General features: G+C 64.8%; 17 protein-coding genes. All 17 read right to left on the bottom strand.

Features of this window, described 5'->3' with window-relative positions:
* Window positions 1-443: 443 nt before the first annotated feature.
* The 17 genes from ABMY26_RS00300 to ABMY26_RS00220 all read right to left on the bottom strand — a co-directional run bounded on the left by ABMY26_RS00300 (window position 444) and on the right by ABMY26_RS00220 (window position 13,863).
* The gene (locus tag ABMY26_RS00300) at window positions 444-716 is read right to left on the bottom strand and encodes a hypothetical protein (protein WP_372393979.1); all 273 of its coding nucleotides are present in this window, start codon (window positions 714-716) and stop codon (window positions 444-446) included.
* Between the two features lie 44 nt (window positions 717-760).
* Window positions 761-1,309: a hypothetical protein gene (locus ABMY26_RS00295; RefSeq protein WP_372393977.1), complete on the bottom strand. Its 549-nt coding sequence runs from the start codon at window positions 1,307-1,309 to the stop codon at window positions 761-763.
* Window positions 1,310-1,470: 161 nt separating this feature from the next.
* Window positions 1,471-1,899: a hypothetical protein gene (locus ABMY26_RS00290; protein WP_372393975.1), complete on the bottom strand. Its 429-nt coding sequence runs from the start codon at window positions 1,897-1,899 to the stop codon at window positions 1,471-1,473.
* A 20-nt stretch (window positions 1,900-1,919) separates the two neighbouring features.
* Window positions 1,920-3,125: a phage tail tube protein gene (locus tag ABMY26_RS00285; RefSeq protein ID WP_372393973.1), complete on the bottom strand. Its 1,206-nt coding sequence runs from the start codon at window positions 3,123-3,125 to the stop codon at window positions 1,920-1,922.
* A 100-nt stretch (window positions 3,126-3,225) separates the two neighbouring features.
* Window positions 3,226-3,684 (bottom strand): hypothetical protein, encoded by a 459-nt coding sequence (locus ABMY26_RS00280; protein WP_372393971.1) that lies wholly within the window; start codon window positions 3,682-3,684, stop codon window positions 3,226-3,228.
* A 2-nt stretch (window positions 3,685-3,686) separates the two neighbouring features.
* Window positions 3,687-4,142 (bottom strand): HK97 gp10 family phage protein, encoded by a 456-nt coding sequence (locus ABMY26_RS00275; RefSeq protein ID WP_372393969.1) that lies wholly within the window; start codon window positions 4,140-4,142, stop codon window positions 3,687-3,689.
* A 243-nt stretch (window positions 4,143-4,385) separates the two neighbouring features.
* The gene (locus ABMY26_RS00270; RefSeq protein ID WP_372393967.1) at window positions 4,386-5,003 is read right to left on the bottom strand and encodes a hypothetical protein; all 618 of its coding nucleotides are present in this window, start codon (window positions 5,001-5,003) and stop codon (window positions 4,386-4,388) included.
* A gap of 4 nt (window positions 5,004-5,007) precedes the next feature.
* Entirely contained in the window at window positions 5,008-5,286 is a 279-nt protein-coding gene (locus ABMY26_RS00265) for an HU family DNA-binding protein (RefSeq protein WP_372393966.1), read from the bottom strand.
* Entirely contained in the window at window positions 5,286-5,720 is a 435-nt protein-coding gene (locus ABMY26_RS00260; protein ID WP_372393990.1) for a MucR family transcriptional regulator, read from the bottom strand. Before ABMY26_RS00260 ends, ABMY26_RS00265 begins: the two co-directional genes overlap by 1 nt.
* Before the next feature lie 508 nt (window positions 5,721-6,228).
* A complete protein-coding gene (locus tag ABMY26_RS00255) occupies window positions 6,229-6,819 on the bottom strand; it encodes a hypothetical protein (RefSeq protein WP_372393964.1) in 591 nt (196 codons plus the stop codon).
* A gap of 265 nt (window positions 6,820-7,084) precedes the next feature.
* Window positions 7,085-7,585 carry a hypothetical protein gene (locus ABMY26_RS00250; RefSeq protein ID WP_372393962.1) on the bottom strand — a complete coding sequence of 167 codons (501 nt, stop codon included), beginning with the start codon at window positions 7,583-7,585 and terminating at the stop codon, window positions 7,085-7,087.
* A gap of 93 nt (window positions 7,586-7,678) precedes the next feature.
* Complete coding sequence (locus tag ABMY26_RS00245; RefSeq protein WP_372393960.1) at window positions 7,679-8,191, bottom strand: hypothetical protein; 513 nt, start codon at window positions 8,189-8,191, stop codon at window positions 7,679-7,681.
* A gap of 6 nt (window positions 8,192-8,197) precedes the next feature.
* Window positions 8,198-9,184, bottom strand: coding sequence for a hypothetical protein (locus ABMY26_RS00240; RefSeq protein WP_372393958.1), 987 nt, complete (start codon window positions 9,182-9,184; stop codon window positions 8,198-8,200).
* A gap of 88 nt (window positions 9,185-9,272) precedes the next feature.
* Window positions 9,273-9,647 (bottom strand): capsid cement protein, encoded by a 375-nt coding sequence (locus ABMY26_RS00235; RefSeq protein ID WP_372393956.1) that lies wholly within the window; start codon window positions 9,645-9,647, stop codon window positions 9,273-9,275.
* 1 nt (window position 9,648) lies between these two features.
* The gene (locus ABMY26_RS00230) at window positions 9,649-11,085 is read right to left on the bottom strand and encodes a hypothetical protein (protein WP_372393954.1); all 1,437 of its coding nucleotides are present in this window, start codon (window positions 11,083-11,085) and stop codon (window positions 9,649-9,651) included.
* A gap of 459 nt (window positions 11,086-11,544) precedes the next feature.
* Entirely contained in the window at window positions 11,545-13,317 is a 1,773-nt protein-coding gene (locus ABMY26_RS00225) for an XkdF-like putative serine protease domain-containing protein (protein WP_372393952.1), read from the bottom strand.
* 18 nt (window positions 13,318-13,335) lie between these two features.
* Entirely contained in the window at window positions 13,336-13,863 is a 528-nt protein-coding gene (locus ABMY26_RS00220; RefSeq protein WP_372393950.1) for a DnaT-like ssDNA-binding protein, read from the bottom strand.
* Window positions 13,864-13,877: the final 14 nt, after the last annotated feature.

The raw sequence follows: 13,877 nt of genomic DNA, 5'->3' as shown, positions 1-13,877 counted from the left end.
AGCCGGGCTATATTTTATGGTAATGGAAGGACATTATTCCTTCGGAGTCTCGGGGCAGGAATGCCGTTAACGATTATCGGGATTGTCTCTGGATTTCTAACGGGTGCAAGTCGGGCTCCGGCAGTCGCAGCGCTTCTTCCGGCCTCGCTAACGTTTTTAGGAGCCTTTGTAGTTTACATCATCGGTAAGAGCCGGATCAGAAGCGTTGCGATTGGCTTCTGTGTTTCTCTATTCTCTCTATCACTCCTACTTGGTACTGCATTAGGGTCCCGTTCCCGTTCCGTTAGCGAAGATTTTTCGAAGAGCGCTGAACACTTGATTGAGCGAAGCAACGTGGAACTAAGGGTCAGGGCCTATAGGACGGGCGTCGGGCTTCCACCCGATATGCCGGACTTTTCAAAGTCCAAGAGTGATACATCGAAGGAATGAGGGCGGGCAGCACCCTAAGGAGTACTGCTCTCCTCATTTTGTTTGGATCGCAAATATTCACCGTCCATCGCCATGATGAGGTCGACGAAATCATCGACCTCATCCTCATCGTCGATGCCGCAGGATCCGGCATATTGGATGATGGCGGTCCAGGGAATGTGCCCGGCCGCCATGCCGATGGATCGGCAGGTGCTCAGCCGCCCAAAGGCTGTGAACACCCAGTCGAGATACGGATCGGGATCCGGCTCATGGTCGAGGGCGTAGGGGTCGATCCCCGATTGGACCAACCCCTCCAGGAACCCCCGTTTAGGCTCCCAATCGAGCGCCCACCTCAGGCGCTCGCGGAGTTTCCCGACTGATCCTGCACCAGCTGCCGGCGGAAATTGCCCATCTTGGACGCTTCACCGAAGAACTCGTCGAAGCTCTCCGGGAAGCGTGTGAAGAGCAGAACCACGTTCTCGACGCTGTAAGGGGCCGGGTCCGACGCGGTCATACCCTTCGGCATCGAACCGTCTTCCAGCGACGAATGGAGGTCGGCCATGGTGACGCCCTCCCATTCCGGCAGGAGCAGCTTCTCGGCTGCGGCGCGGATCAGCAGCTTCTGCATGATCTCCTGCTGCTGGATGACCAGCGCCTCGTCGTTGGGGCCCGGCTTGGCGGACAGCAGGCGCTCATAGGGCTTGCGCAGGATGGTCATGCGGGCGCTGAATGCCTTGTTGGAGCCGCCCGCGCGCTTCGTCTTAAAGCCCCAATCGCCGATATACACCTTGATGCCGGTCACCGACTCCAGGGCGGTGTCGGTATTGAAGAAAGCGCGGTTATTCATCGCGTCGGAGGCCAGGGAGTCGGTGGTCAGGTCGGTATTCACGAAAGCGTTCATGGTCTCTGTCTTTCCAATGTCGGTTGGATAGGGCGGGGCGGCGCCGACACACCGCCCCTGTGGCGCTCCCGTCATGGGCGTGCGCCATCACCCCGCCGGCCGGCCGGCGGACAGGTTTCCCGGCTGTCGGGCCGGGGTCTCGGTATTCGGTGAGGCGGGCGTCAGCTCTCCGGGGTCTCTGGCGATCCATCGCCGCCCGCGTCATCGGCGCCGGCACCACCGGTGCGGCGCCGACGCGGTGAAACCGGGCCTGCCACCGTGACCTCGGCCGCGGGCTGTTGCTCCACAGTCGAGTTGGTCGAGGTGGTGTCGGCTCCCTGCTCCACCGCCACCTGTTCCGTCTTTCGCCACATCTCGGGGTGGCTCAGCGACAGGACCGGGGCTTCGAGCGAGGTCTCGGTCTTCTGGAAACCGTCATCGAGCCCGGACACGACGACGTGCTCGACATCGCCGCCTTCGGTCCGGCGGAACTCGGTCCGCCCATCACCATGCCAGACGACGCGGAAGCCCTCATCGGTGACGCCGCCGATGGTGATGGACCAAGTGTGGTTGCCGGTCGGGGTCAGAGTGGCGGTCTGTTCGGTCTGCATGATCATTCCTCTTCCGGCGCTCAGGCCGCGCGGTCCATCTGGAAGGTCGCGCCGGTAGCGGGATCCGGGTTGCCCTCCAACTCGAAGGACGCGACCACCGGGCGACCCGGGCCGCCAGCGGTCACCTTCGGATTCATCAGTGCGACTTTCAGCATGGTCAGCACGTAGGCGGAGCCGGTCGCGTCGACCTGGCGGAAGGACAGCGGGTCCATCGCCTCGGATTTGAAGCGGTCGTAGAGGGTGAAGTCGGCGAAGTAGATTTCCGTGGTGCCCGTGACCTCGAGCTTGCCCTTGGTGATCATTACCGCGCCGGCCGACTGAAGCGCGTAATGGGCGGCGGCTCCCTGCTTCTGGAACTGGAGCTTCATCGAATTGACCGACGCCGCGATGGCCGTGCCGTTCAGGGTCAGCGCCTGCATGCCGGCGATCGGGTCGATCACCGGGCCGGCTGGGGCCGGCAGTACGCCGCCGGTGGAACTGTCGACCGTCGCCTTGTTCTCGATCTTGGCGATGTAGTTGATCGAACCCGATGTGAACTGGCCTTGCTGGCAGTCGATGTTGCCGCCCGATGCGAAGCTTCCCGGATACGTCAGGTAGCCGGCCGCGCCCAACTTCTTCTGAATGAAAAGGGTCTGGACGACGTTGCTGTTCCGAATCATCGACCCGCGGATGGAGACGGCGGTGCCGGTGGGGCTTTCCGCGACCAGCGCCTTGCCGCTGACGATCAGGGTCTGGTTGTCCGGCTTGCTGTCGACCTTCACGAAGAACGCTGCGCCATTGCCGTCCGGCGCCGCGGCGCAGCCCATGACCTTGATGTACTGGCCGACCAGGACGTTTTGGAACTTGCTGTTCGTCGTGCTGGTGATCTTGTTGCCACCGGCCGAGGCGACGAAGGCGATATCGCCGCCGACGCCGACGATGTTCAGGGTGTTCGACCAGGACGAGTTCAGCAGAGAGCAGAAGGCGTCGTCGTAGGTGCCGTAGCTCAGCGCGAAGTTGATGGCGCCGTCGGCTCCTTCCTGGGTGGTGACGGCGGTGCTGACCTGCGCGCTGTCGTTGATCTCATCCGGTCGCGAGCGGGTCTTCTTGCCCGCCATGCCCTCGGACGTCATGCGCCACGCCTGGAAGGTTGTCGCGGGGGGCTGCGCCCACGTCGCCTCCAGGCCGTAGGACATGACGACGTCGGTCGTCTCGATCGCTGCGGCGTTATACCCGGTGGTTGCCATCGTTTGCCCCTCCTATGGGCACAAAAATGGCCGCGCGGCGGGTGCCGGCGGCGCTGTGGCAGTACGGTTGCTGTGTTGGATTCGGCCGGAGCGATCCGCCCTATTGGGCGCGGTAGCGCTCGTAGGTGATTGTCAGCGACCCCTGATACCAGACGCCGGTGGACTCCACACCGACGTCGCTGTAGGCGATCCGCCGAAGGCGGAGCAAGTCCGGCTCACGGAAAAAGCCAGAGAAGTCGTCCATCAACTCATCCCCGAACTGGGATGCGAGCGGTGCGCCGTCGGCTTTCGGCACGAAGATGTCGACGATGCAGAGGCTGGTGAAAGCGTGCTGGTTGGAACCGGGATTGCCGAACTCGATAGGTTGGCCGCCGGCGCCGCGGCGGGACAAGCGGAGGTATGGGATCGGTTTGCCGTCGACCTTGCAGTCGGTGTCCCTGTTGACTTCCGCCCCCCATGGTTTCGCCACAGGGTAGGCACTGTGCCGCTTCATCCACCCCTGTTCCAACACCCCGAAAAGCAGCGGCAATTCGGCGCCGTAGCCGTTGGTGACGGTCACGGTCAGCGCTCCCTGAGACGGGCCTCGCGCGCGGCCGCCTGCATGATTGTGTCAATCTGGGACTGGACATCGGCCATCGTGACGCGAGCCATGCCCTCCGGTGCTTGAGGGCTGTGGCCCTCGTACTCCAGCTTCTTGATGTAGGCCGCGCCGTTGGCGATCACGATCATGCCAGTTGCGACCTTGGTGTAGGTCGAGAGCTTCACCAAATCTTCAGCGGTGTGGTCGCCGACCGGACGGACCGCAACTTCGTCACCAGCGAAGAGGATCTGCCATTGGCTCCTGGCGAAGCCGGTGTCGACGGGCGTTCGCTGGATGACGCCGTTGTAGAGCGCCTGCGCGATCTTGCGTGCGGCGACCTCGACGGTGGCGTCGACGGAATCGGCAAACGCTTTGAGATTGGCATCGAAGTCTATGAAGCCGCCCTTCGACCCTGGGCGGACGGTGAAGGCGCTCATGCTGGGCTCCAAAAAGGAATGGGCGCCACCGGTGGAACCGACAGCGCCCAAGTGCCAGGAGGATACGGTGGAGTGATACCAGGGTCAGAAAGTTCTGACTTCTGATCCTGGTATCGGCCGCGACGGCGGCCGCGCGGGCTCATGCCCGCGAAGCCAAGGCCTGCGGACGCGGGCCGCCCGGCGTCTGAGGGCCCGGAAAGTGCCGACCACAGGTCGGAACTTTCCGGAATTGGTATGACTGAGTCAGCGCCGCTTGCCGCGGGCCTCTGTCCGACGCTGACGTCGGTTGGCCTGCTGGTCGGGAGGTACGCCGCCGGTCGCCTGCGCGGCGACCTTCGCCATGTTCGCCATGCTGTTCAGCGCCTCGCTCATCCGGGCCGCGGCGTCATACTGTCCCGCGGCGGTGGCTTTGGCGATGGCCGCCGTCATCTGCTCGATGGGGTTCTGCTGGGGTTTGGCGGACCAACTGGGGAAGATCTTGATGAAGCCTTCGTCCAGCATGCGGCCAGCGGCATGCTGGAGCGTCCAGGCGGACAATTCGTCCGGTCGGAAGATGTGGGAAGGAGGGAGGTCAGTTCCGATAACGTCGGCCGTCAGGGTGAAGACCGGCGGGCTGACGATGCAGGGGGAACCGCCTGGGCCGAATGCCCATTCCCCCGGTGGTGGCGGGAAGGTCTCCGAGCGCCGCATCATCTCCCCGCCATCGTACAGCGCCACCCACCCGACCGCCCCGGCCAACCTGATCGTCAGGAGCGGATTGACGGTTGGAGGGATAGTCGAGCCGATGACAGGGGGGATGTACGGTCTGGAAGGCGCGACACGAACGTGGCGGGTCAGCGTCGGGTTGTCGTTCGCGCCCATCCGCTCATTCCTCGCTGGCGCCCTTGGCGACCTTGATCTTGTAGCGACGGCCGGCCGGGATCATGACCTTCTCGCCGGTGCGCGGGTTGCGGCCTTCGCGCGCCACCGTCTCGGTCGACGAGATCGTGAAAGCTCCACGGAACTGGATGGTGTCGCCACGCTCCAGGGCGTCGGTGAAGAAGGAGAGAACAGCATCCGCCGCCTTGGTGGAGCCGTCCTTGGTGAGGCCGGCCTCCTGGGCGATGTGCTTGATCAGGTCTGGCTTGGTGACGGTGTTGGCCATTATGCGGCCCTCGTGTTGGTTCGCGACGTGCGGGTATTGCCTTTGCCCAGGCCTATCTTCTTGGCCATTTCCGACCGCGCAGAGGCGTAGTTCGGCGCGACCATAGGATAGTCCGGCGGCAGGCCCCACTTCGCGCGGTATTCCTCAGGCGACAGGTTGTAAACGGTCCTCAGATGCCGTTTCAGCATCTTCATTTTCTTGCCGTCCTCCAGGCAGACCAGATAGTCGGGCATGACTGACTTGCGGATCGGAACGGCGGGCACTAACGTATCTGGAATGGCCTCCCGCTTCTTGCCGGCATCGCGCAGTGCCTTGTGGACCGTGTCGATGAGATTGGGAAGCTGGTCGATCGGGACCTGGTTTCTGCCGACATAGGCTGCGACGACCTTCGCGGTCATGTCCGTCAGCACAACAATGCTGATCGGCGTTTGCATCTCCACTTCGGGACTCCTATAGAATTGCTTACCTCCATTCACCGTAAGCGCAGTGAATTTCTACATGCAAGAGCGTCGCTAACTATCAGGTCGGAAATTCCCAAGTTTTTGGCGGATTTCATGAGCGTGATTCCAAATATTGCGTCATCACGCCGATAAATGGTCTATCGCGTCCGGGCAGGAATATGGCGGCGACTACCGAGACGTGACGGCAGCTTTCTTGGCTTGCTGGATGTCGTCTCGGCGACCACGGCCAGCGCAGGCTGCCGTGCCGGAGCTTCCATGGTGCCATAGACGCGACGGGTCACTTCAGCAACGGACAGGCCGGCTCCATGGACGTAGGGGGCGGCGGTGGGGTGACGGAAACGGCTGGCCGAGACGGTCGGGCCGGGAGATGGCGCCGGAACCGGAGCGGCGGGAGTCATAGCTTGCCGCTGCCGTGTAGAAGAAGGATGTGAGGTCGATCATATCCAGAAACTCGAAACGGAAGGGGAGGACGCCACCGGCCTCAGGCGCAGCGGCATTCGTGGGTAGCGTCAGCGGGGTCAGTGGTTACCGCCGGCCGACCGGGCGTACTGGTCGGGACGACGGTGACCGTGCGCTTCGGCGTCGTGATGCGATCGCCGGATTTGGGCGTGACGCCCGCCGGCAAGGTGCCGGCCAGGATCAGCACCTTGACGTCGGTGGCGCGGACGTCGCTCTGAGCCACGGAGTAGGTGGCGTAGCCGGTCTCCAGCCCTTTGCAGAGGTGCGAAGCCGATCGGGAAAGGTCGACGGCGCCACCATCGTTTGCTTGGAAGGAGAGGACAGGGGACAGTGCCACCCCTCCTGCCCTCCCGGCGGTCACCGGCGCCGGCGCGATGACGGTGTACGGGGTCGGGTCGGCCCCGATCCGCAAGGTGTCCCCGATCAGCAGCGACGCGCCGAAAGCGTCTGGGATGCCGGTCAGGTCGATGCTGGTGGCGCCTGAGGCGAAGGCGTCATCGACGGTCGCTGTGCCGCTGACCTCCTGCTGCAGGAGGAGGTCGTAGGCGGCTCCGGCGGCTGGGACCGCCCTGGCGACGGTCCGGGCGATGGTCCGGAAGAGGCGCGTCGTCATCGCCCCACCCGAGTCACCAGCCCATTCGCGGCAGTCAGGGCGCCGTCGGCAATCTGCCAGAGGCGCCGGCCAATCTCGTGGCGGGATGTCCGCTCTGGAGGCTTCATGCGCCGTCGCATACGGCCGACACGCCGCTCCGACCACCAAGTGTCGGTCTGCTCGGCGCGGGTTACGCCGCGCCCGGTGGGGGTGATGATAGTGCCAACGACACCCGCAGCGATGACGCCGGCTGCCAGGATGCCGAAGAGTTTGTGGCGGCCCCTCATCATGCCCCCTGCGGCACCAGGGCCGCCCTCTTGAAGATGTTCTGAAGGACGGCCGGGTCGAACTTCTTCGGATCGACATACGGGATTAGAGCCTTCAGGATCTGATCCTGCTCTTCGAGCTGGTGCTGCATTTGCCCAATGAGGCCCTCCATCGTGCTGAGCTTTTTCTCGGCGGCGGTCAGCTTCTTTTCCAGTTCCTGCTCCCGCTCGGTCGTGCCCTGCCGGAACATCAGGATGACGGAGCCGACCGGCTTGACCAGGAAACGGAGCGAGTAGATCAGCCAAGCGGTGGTGGCGAAGAAGCTCAGAACGGTCACGATCATGACGACCGGGCCGCCGCTGTACAGGACCTGGAGCAGAGCGGCGGCGGCGGTGGAGAAGCTGTCGATGTTCGGAGGGATCGGGTTGGGGGAAAGAGGCTGCTGTGCGTCGGCGGCGACGGCGATGAGGGCTATCGCGCCGACCAGCAACCCCATTGTCAGGCGTGCGGCATTGCGCATGGCCGGGTCTCCTTCTGGTTTGCACGGACTGGCCATGCCGGCCGGGCAGAGCCGCAGCCGCCGGACTGGACCGGACGGCTGCGACTGCGACGGTCAGGCCGTTCGCATGGCCGGTTCGGCGGGCGTCATCACCGGTGCGCTGGTGGTGACTTGCGACAGCCGCTGCTCGGGCTGCTGCTGGGGTTCGCGGTCCTGCTCGATGGATTGAGAGCCCCCATCCTGCTCGCCCTGGTCGGACGCGGTGCTGGAGACATGCCCAGCCAGGATCTCGGCGACGCGGGCGCGAAGTGTCTCCTCCTTGCTTGCCGGCCCCGGCTCCTTGCCGGTGACCGTGCCGATCCAAGCCATTAGCTCCCGCTTGGTGGCCGTCTCCAAGTTGATCGCCGGCAGGGACGACATGCCGGCCAGCTCGTCCGGAGGCGCTGGTTCCTGCTGCGTGACAAGAGCCACCGCCGTTTCGCCAACTGGTGTGGCGGGGGCTCCGGTGATTTCGCCGTATCGAACCATCAGGTCGTAACGGCGGCCCGGCTCGTTGTCGGGGACGGAATCACCGATCTCGATGAACCCATCCCCCCAACGTAGCCGCTTCGCTGCGGTATAAGGCATACTGGATCAGTCGCCGACCACATCGGAGAAGAAGACGCCGACATCCGGGCAGACCAGCTTGATGTCGTAGGCGGCGCGGGCCTCGATGTAGTCGGAGTGGTTGCGGCCCTCACGGCCGCGCTCGATCACCCCACCCCAGTCGGCCGTGGCGCCGGGGAGCAGGCCGGTCCAGGCGAAAGTGTAGCCGCCGGACGGCTCCTCCATCGCCGGCTCACTGGCTGCGTAGGACAGCAGCATGCACTTGCTGTCCACGATGAAGGTCAGGTTGTCGGTGCCGCCTTCCTTCGCCGTGTTGTAGATGGCCGACGGGGTCAGGATGCGCTCCACCTCGAACAGCTCGGCCAGCAGCGCGTCGGTGATGATGCCCTTCTGGGTGTACTGGATCTTGCCGACGATCTGCGGGTGTTCCTTCAGGATGCGCTTGGTCGCGCGGCCCAGCGTCAGCACATTCGGCTCGTAACCGGTCTGCTCCGCAACCCGGTCCTTGTATTTCGAGATCACGCCGATCGGGTCGGAGCCGGACTGGTCGAACCGCAGAAACTGGCCGGCGCTTGGGGCGGAAGCGACGCCGGCCAAGTCGGTGCCCCAGACGCCGGTCTTGAGATATGTGGTCGCGGCGATGCGGTCCCGCTTGATGAGGTGCTGGCCGACCAGCAGCCGCATACTGGCCTTGTCAGGGTTGAAGGGCTTGTCGGCGTTGGCGCGGGTGCGGTCGTCGATCATGGTGCCGAGGCCGTACTCGGTGCAGATGTAGCTCGCCGTCCCGACGTCGAAGCCGACGATGGGAACGGCGCCGCCCAGCGGGCGGGCCTTGACCTGATCGCGGAAGAAGGCACCCTTCGGCCAGACCGGATAGAGGTCGGTCTGCTTCATCACCGGGACGGTGGGGAACAGCTTGTTGGCGAAGAATTTATCCTGGGACTGGACGTAGCCGACCGACATGTTGGTCAGCAGCGTATCGACGTGCATGTCGCGCGGAGTGGGATTCGGCATGTTTGCCCGCTCTCCTTATGGCGGTGGCAAAAAAGAAGCCCGCCGGGAAGGGCGGGCTGCTGGGTCTGGGAAGCAGCTGGCTCGGCGGTTACGGAGACGGGACGAGCGCGCCGGCGTCGATGATCTTGACCTGGATGATCTCGCCGCTGGCACCGGCCTCCATCGCCTTGGCGACGATGCGCTTGCCGGCGGCGGCAACGATGAGCTGGGCATTGGCATTGACCGCGAGCCGGTCTCCGGCGGCGACGTTGCCGCCGAGCTTGGCCTTCGGACGACCGGCCAGAGCCACGGTGCACTGCTCGCCCTGCTTCGGCTTGTCCTCCAGGATGCCGACGATGTCGTCACCGTCACCGGCCGCGACGATGGTGCCGGACCCGTTGAACTTGACGGCGTGGAACTGCTTGCCGGACAGGTCGGCGCCGGCCGGGAATGCTTCGAGATCGCTGATCTGGGTGGCGGCCATTTTACTTCATCTCCTCCAGGTAGGCCTTCTGAAGCTGGACGTCGGAGTCGAGAACCTTCTCGATCGCGTCGGCCTTGGTGAGTGAGGCGTCCACCTTCATCAGGTCGGCGGCCTTGGAGTCGATCGTTGCCAACGTGGTGTACGCCCCGGCCTTGCTGACCATGCTGGTGCCGATCTCGCCACCCAGCACTTTCTTGCCGATGGCCTCGTTGCCGGCCTTCAGGACTTCCTCCAGCGTCTTGCGCACGGGCTCGTCCAGGCCTTCCATGGCCTTCAGGACGCCGGCCATGTTCTCGGGCGACGTCGGCAGGTGCGGGAAATCGGTGCCGGCCTTGGCGACGCGGGCGGTGTGCTCGCGGGCTTCCTTCTCGGCCTTGGCGATGGCGGTGGCCTCGTCCACCGTCTTCTGCATGGCCTCGAACTGCGCCTTCAGGAGGGGGCTTTCCGCCAGCGCCTTGGCGATGGGATCCTCCTGGGTGGCAGCGCCACCCTTGGCGATGGCGTCGGTCACCAGCTTGGCGGCGCCATCCGGCAGGGCCTTGAGGATGTCGTCGACGGTGGCGGCCTTGGCGAGCGTGTCGGAGAGGGGCGGGGTGTTGTTGCCGCTCACGGCGGAATCTCCCTTGTTGACGGGGGTGGTGGGGGGCGTCTGTGCGCCGGCGCTGCTGGCCGGGCCGGACTTGATCAGCGCGTCGGTTCCGGCATTGGCCGCGGCAATGAGCGCGGCCATGCGCCGGCCGACGATGGTCCGGAATTCGTCGAGCGACGCCTCGATCATCTGGATCTTCGAGGCGTCGTCTTGGGTGGACCGCAGGATGGACGTGAAGGAGGCCGTCAGGGCGTCGTTCATCCGCCACATCTCGTTCCAGGCCAGCTCCGCGGGCAGAACCTGGCTGAACGTCTTGGCATCGTCGTCGTCCGCCTTCGCCAGGGCGGCGTTGCCGGCTTCGATCGCGTCGGTGGCCTTCTTGACCTCGGCGCCGCCGATGTCCTTGGCGTCGGCGACCGCCTTCATCACGCCCGCGACGAGGCCGGGTGCCGGATTGGCGATGCCCTTGAACAGGTCATCCATGATCTCCTTCGCCGACTTGGCGAGGGGATCGGTGGCGGGCGCCGCCGTCGGGATGGCCAGCGGTGCGGCCTTGGTCACCGTGTTCTTGGTCTTGTCGGCTTCGATCGAGCAGGCGCCGGCCTTGGTGCAGGCGGCCGGATCCTTGCAGGCGGTGCAGGGTGTGAAGTCGTTCTTGGCGACGGTGCCAGGCGGCGCCGTGCCGGAGGCGGTGGACATCGAGGGAACCTCGCTGCTGGTGGAAGAGGATGGCGTGCCGTCAGCCGACTTGAAGAGCGCCACCTTGGCGCCCTGGTTCATTCCTTGCCGGCAGACGGCGACTTCCGTGATCTGCATGTTGGAGAGGTCGGCGACGGATTTGTCCGACATCGGCGGGCCTCATTGGGCAGGGAAGGGAGCACGAAAAGACCGCTCAGGCGGGGTGCCCGGCGGCCAATTCTGCATCATTTTCGATGGTAGATACGATTGTTGCGGGAGAAAGACTCTGTTATTCAACCTAACTGATACTTGCATCCGAACAATCTAGCCGGAGGGTGATCTGATGTTTCGTGCTTTGTTGATGGCTTGCGCTGTCGTGCTGTTTTCAGCAAGTGCACATGCTCAAGCTACGGAACCGATGGTATGGCCGAGAGGATTCAGGGCAGTCGTTCTAGACATGACGACGTTGCTAAAAAGCGGGTTCAAGATAGTTGATACTATACCAAATGCAGGCCGCTTTAATGGGATGACATTTGTTCTTGTGAACGACTACGTGGTTGCGTTGTGTGTCTCTCCGGTTGATATAGTACCGATGAAGGCTGAGTGTGCAATCAATCCAACTCAGTAATGTTAGGTCAGATATCGGCGGCCGGCGTCCGGCGTCCTGGTGCCATTGCCGCCGATGCTGAAGCTGACGTAGTCGCCGGCCTTCACCGCCTCCCAGACCTTGTCGGAAGTGATGTAGTAGCCGCCCCACCAGCCGACGCAGTGCAGGTCCAGCACCGCCGGGATGCCCATGGCTTGCAGGGAGGCCAACATCGCCTGCTGCTTCTCGACGGTGAAAATGCAGGACTCGACAAGGCTGCCGACGCCGATCAGGACATGCGTGTCGGACGCCACCCGGGCGTTGAGCACATGGCCGTAGGCCGCCTTCTCCAACTCTGCCGGCGCGACGCGGTCGCCTTCCCGGTCGGTGATCGGCTGGCCGTCGATCTCGACGATGCTGAACCAGCCGAAGACGAGCCGCTGGTCGTTGTCGACCTTGCAGATCTTGGCGTCGAGGGTGAATGCCGGGCTGGCGCCGCACTTCGTGACGCCGTCGGCCGGCGCCGGATCGTCCGGCTTTCCGTGGACCGACCACCACACCTTGCCGCTGGGCTTCGTCCACCGGTCCGCCTTGGCCTGCTTGGTGACGACGGACCAGTCGACCACGGCGAGATCGTCCGGCCGGCCGGAACCGAAGTCGATGATGACGCTGTTCCGGATCACCGCGGCGACCGGGCCGGAGGCCGGCCCCTTGTCGGTGAAGCGGTCATCATCGAAGTCGACGATGTCGCCGACGGCAGGCACCTGAGGGGTGGCTTTGCCAATATCTTCGGTGGCCGTGTCTGGTTCGGTCAACACCTCCACCTTCGCCGCGTCGAGGCCCCGGTACATACCGCTGATGCCCGGCGTCAGCCACTCGACGGCCAGCGCCACCTTGCCGGCGTTGTCCCCCTCCTGCACCACCCAGGAAGCGATCACCTCCCCAATAGCGTCGCCAACGCGCTCCAGGAACCAGTTGTCGGCGCTGTGCTCCGGCTTGATCCGAACCTTCGTGCCGGGCGCCACCGGCATGTCCGCCTTCAGCACGTTGGTGACCGGCGTCAGGTCGGCGAACCGCACCGCCTTCTCATCCTCGCCGCGCAGCCACGCCGCAGCCAGGTCGTGGTGACCATCGGCGATGTGCAGCCGGCCGGGTTCCAGCGCGACGACGATGGGCTCGTGTCCGCCGCCGCCGTTCTCCACCTTGGCCTGGACCTTGGCGGTGTCGACGCGGTTCTGCATCGCCAGCAGGTCGGACAGCTTCACCGTCTGGAGCGGCCAGCGCTCGGGATCGGTCAACAGGCCCAGGAAGCGCGGGACCTGATCCGGCCGCAGCCGGGCGAACACCGTCTGGTCGTAGGGGAAGGGCGGATAGCTGGTCCTGTCGTCGATTGGCTGGAGGGTGCGCGCCGGCGCGGCGGCGCCTTCAGCCTTGCCGAACGGCTCTGCGACCGGGGTGAAGCGCACCGGGATCGTCTCCTGCCCCGTGGTGCGGGCGGCAGCCAGCCGCTTTTTGCCGCGGATCAGCACCCTCTTGCCGTCCGGGTCGACCGCGACGTCGATGGGCGGTGGCGTCTCTCCAGCGGCATATTTCGCGACCGCGTCCAGTAACCCCGGATCGTCGGCCGGGACATCCGCTTCCAGGTCGGCGAGTTCAGAGAGCAGCACCGGCTTCCCGGTGCGGAACTTGCCATCTCCGTGGCGGAAGTGCGCCTTGGCCACCAGCGCGGCGCCGAAGGTCAGCGGGGCAGGGGATGTTGACGTGGCAGCCGGAGAGGCCCCCGACCTCTTCAGCACGTCGAGGAAGGAATCGGCCATCTGGTAGCGGCTCCGGGTTCAGAAGACGTCGGGAGGAAGGGGCACCGGCCGTCCGAAGATAGGCGCTGTCACCAAGTCGCCGCCGGACTGGAGCAGGGGGCGCAGCAGCGACAGGACTTCGGTGAATTCGGTGCCTGCACCCTGGCCAGGTTCGAACTCCACATCCACCGGGCCAGCCTTCACGCTTCGGATGCCGGTGGCGGTATCTTCCAGCAGCGGGCCGGACAGCGCCTTCAGTGTCAGCATGCAGGCCGCTTCCTGGTACCGCCACGGGATCTCGGTGTCACCGATGGCCGGTCCGTTCAGTTCCGTGCAGCCGGAGCGGGGAAAGGCAAGGCGCCCGCGGGCAGCCCCCCGCCAGCGCAGGCCGGCGAGATAGCGGGTCGCAGCGCGGATTGCGGCCTCCTTCGACGGGATCGTGGCACCCACCCAGTCCGCCACCCCTTCGGTCATCGTGTTGTCGGCGGCGAAGGCGTCGACTTCCGCCACCGTCACAGCGGCGTTGGCCCCAGCGGGGAGGGAGCCATCCTCAACGATCAGGGCCATGGTCTGGCCTCTCG

Origin of the sequence: Azospirillum sp. HJ39 (assembly GCF_041507355.1) — a bacterium.
Lineage (GTDB): Bacteria > Pseudomonadota > Alphaproteobacteria > Azospirillales > Azospirillaceae > Azospirillum > Azospirillum thiophilum.
This window is presented reverse-complemented; position numbering and strand designations above follow the sequence as displayed.

Excerpts from the sequence above, each read along its gene's own strand:
- ABMY26_RS00285 (WP_372393973.1), bottom strand. The coding sequence starts at position 3,125 with ATGGCAACCACCGGGTATAACGCCGCAGCGATCGAGACGACCGACGTC.
- ABMY26_RS00290 (WP_372393975.1), bottom strand. The coding sequence starts at position 1,899 with ATGCAGACCGAACAGACCGCCACTCTGACCCCGACCGGCAACCACACT.
- ABMY26_RS00255 (WP_372393964.1), bottom strand. The coding sequence starts at position 6,819 with ATGACGACGCGCCTCTTCCGGACCATCGCCCGGACCGTCGCCAGGGCG.
- ABMY26_RS00250 (WP_372393962.1), bottom strand. The coding sequence starts at position 7,585 with ATGCGCAATGCCGCACGCCTGACAATGGGGTTGCTGGTCGGCGCGATA.
- ABMY26_RS00240 (WP_372393958.1), bottom strand. The coding sequence starts at position 9,184 with ATGCCGAATCCCACTCCGCGCGACATGCACGTCGATACGCTGCTGACC.
- ABMY26_RS00260 (WP_372393990.1), bottom strand. The coding sequence starts at position 5,720 with ATGCAAACGCCGATCAGCATTGTTGTGCTGACGGACATGACCGCGAAG.
- ABMY26_RS00225 (WP_372393952.1), bottom strand. The coding sequence starts at position 13,317 with ATGGCCGATTCCTTCCTCGACGTGCTGAAGAGGTCGGGGGCCTCTCCG.
- ABMY26_RS00295 (WP_372393977.1), bottom strand. The coding sequence starts at position 1,309 with ATGAACGCTTTCGTGAATACCGACCTGACCACCGACTCCCTGGCCTCC.
- ABMY26_RS00230 (WP_372393954.1), bottom strand. The coding sequence starts at position 11,085 with ATGTCGGACAAATCCGTCGCCGACCTCTCCAACATGCAGATCACGGAA.
- ABMY26_RS00270 (WP_372393967.1), bottom strand. The coding sequence starts at position 5,003 with ATGGGCGCGAACGACAACCCGACGCTGACCCGCCACGTTCGTGTCGCG.
- ABMY26_RS00220 (WP_372393950.1), bottom strand. The coding sequence starts at position 13,863 with ATGGCCCTGATCGTTGAGGATGGCTCCCTCCCCGCTGGGGCCAACGCC.
- ABMY26_RS00235 (WP_372393956.1), bottom strand. The coding sequence starts at position 9,647 with ATGGCCGCCACCCAGATCAGCGATCTCGAAGCATTCCCGGCCGGCGCC.
- ABMY26_RS00275 (WP_372393969.1), bottom strand. The coding sequence starts at position 4,142 with ATGAGCGCCTTCACCGTCCGCCCAGGGTCGAAGGGCGGCTTCATAGAC.
- ABMY26_RS00245 (WP_372393960.1), bottom strand. The coding sequence starts at position 8,191 with ATGCCTTATACCGCAGCGAAGCGGCTACGTTGGGGGGATGGGTTCATC.
- ABMY26_RS00265 (WP_372393966.1), bottom strand. The coding sequence starts at position 5,286 with ATGGCCAACACCGTCACCAAGCCAGACCTGATCAAGCACATCGCCCAG.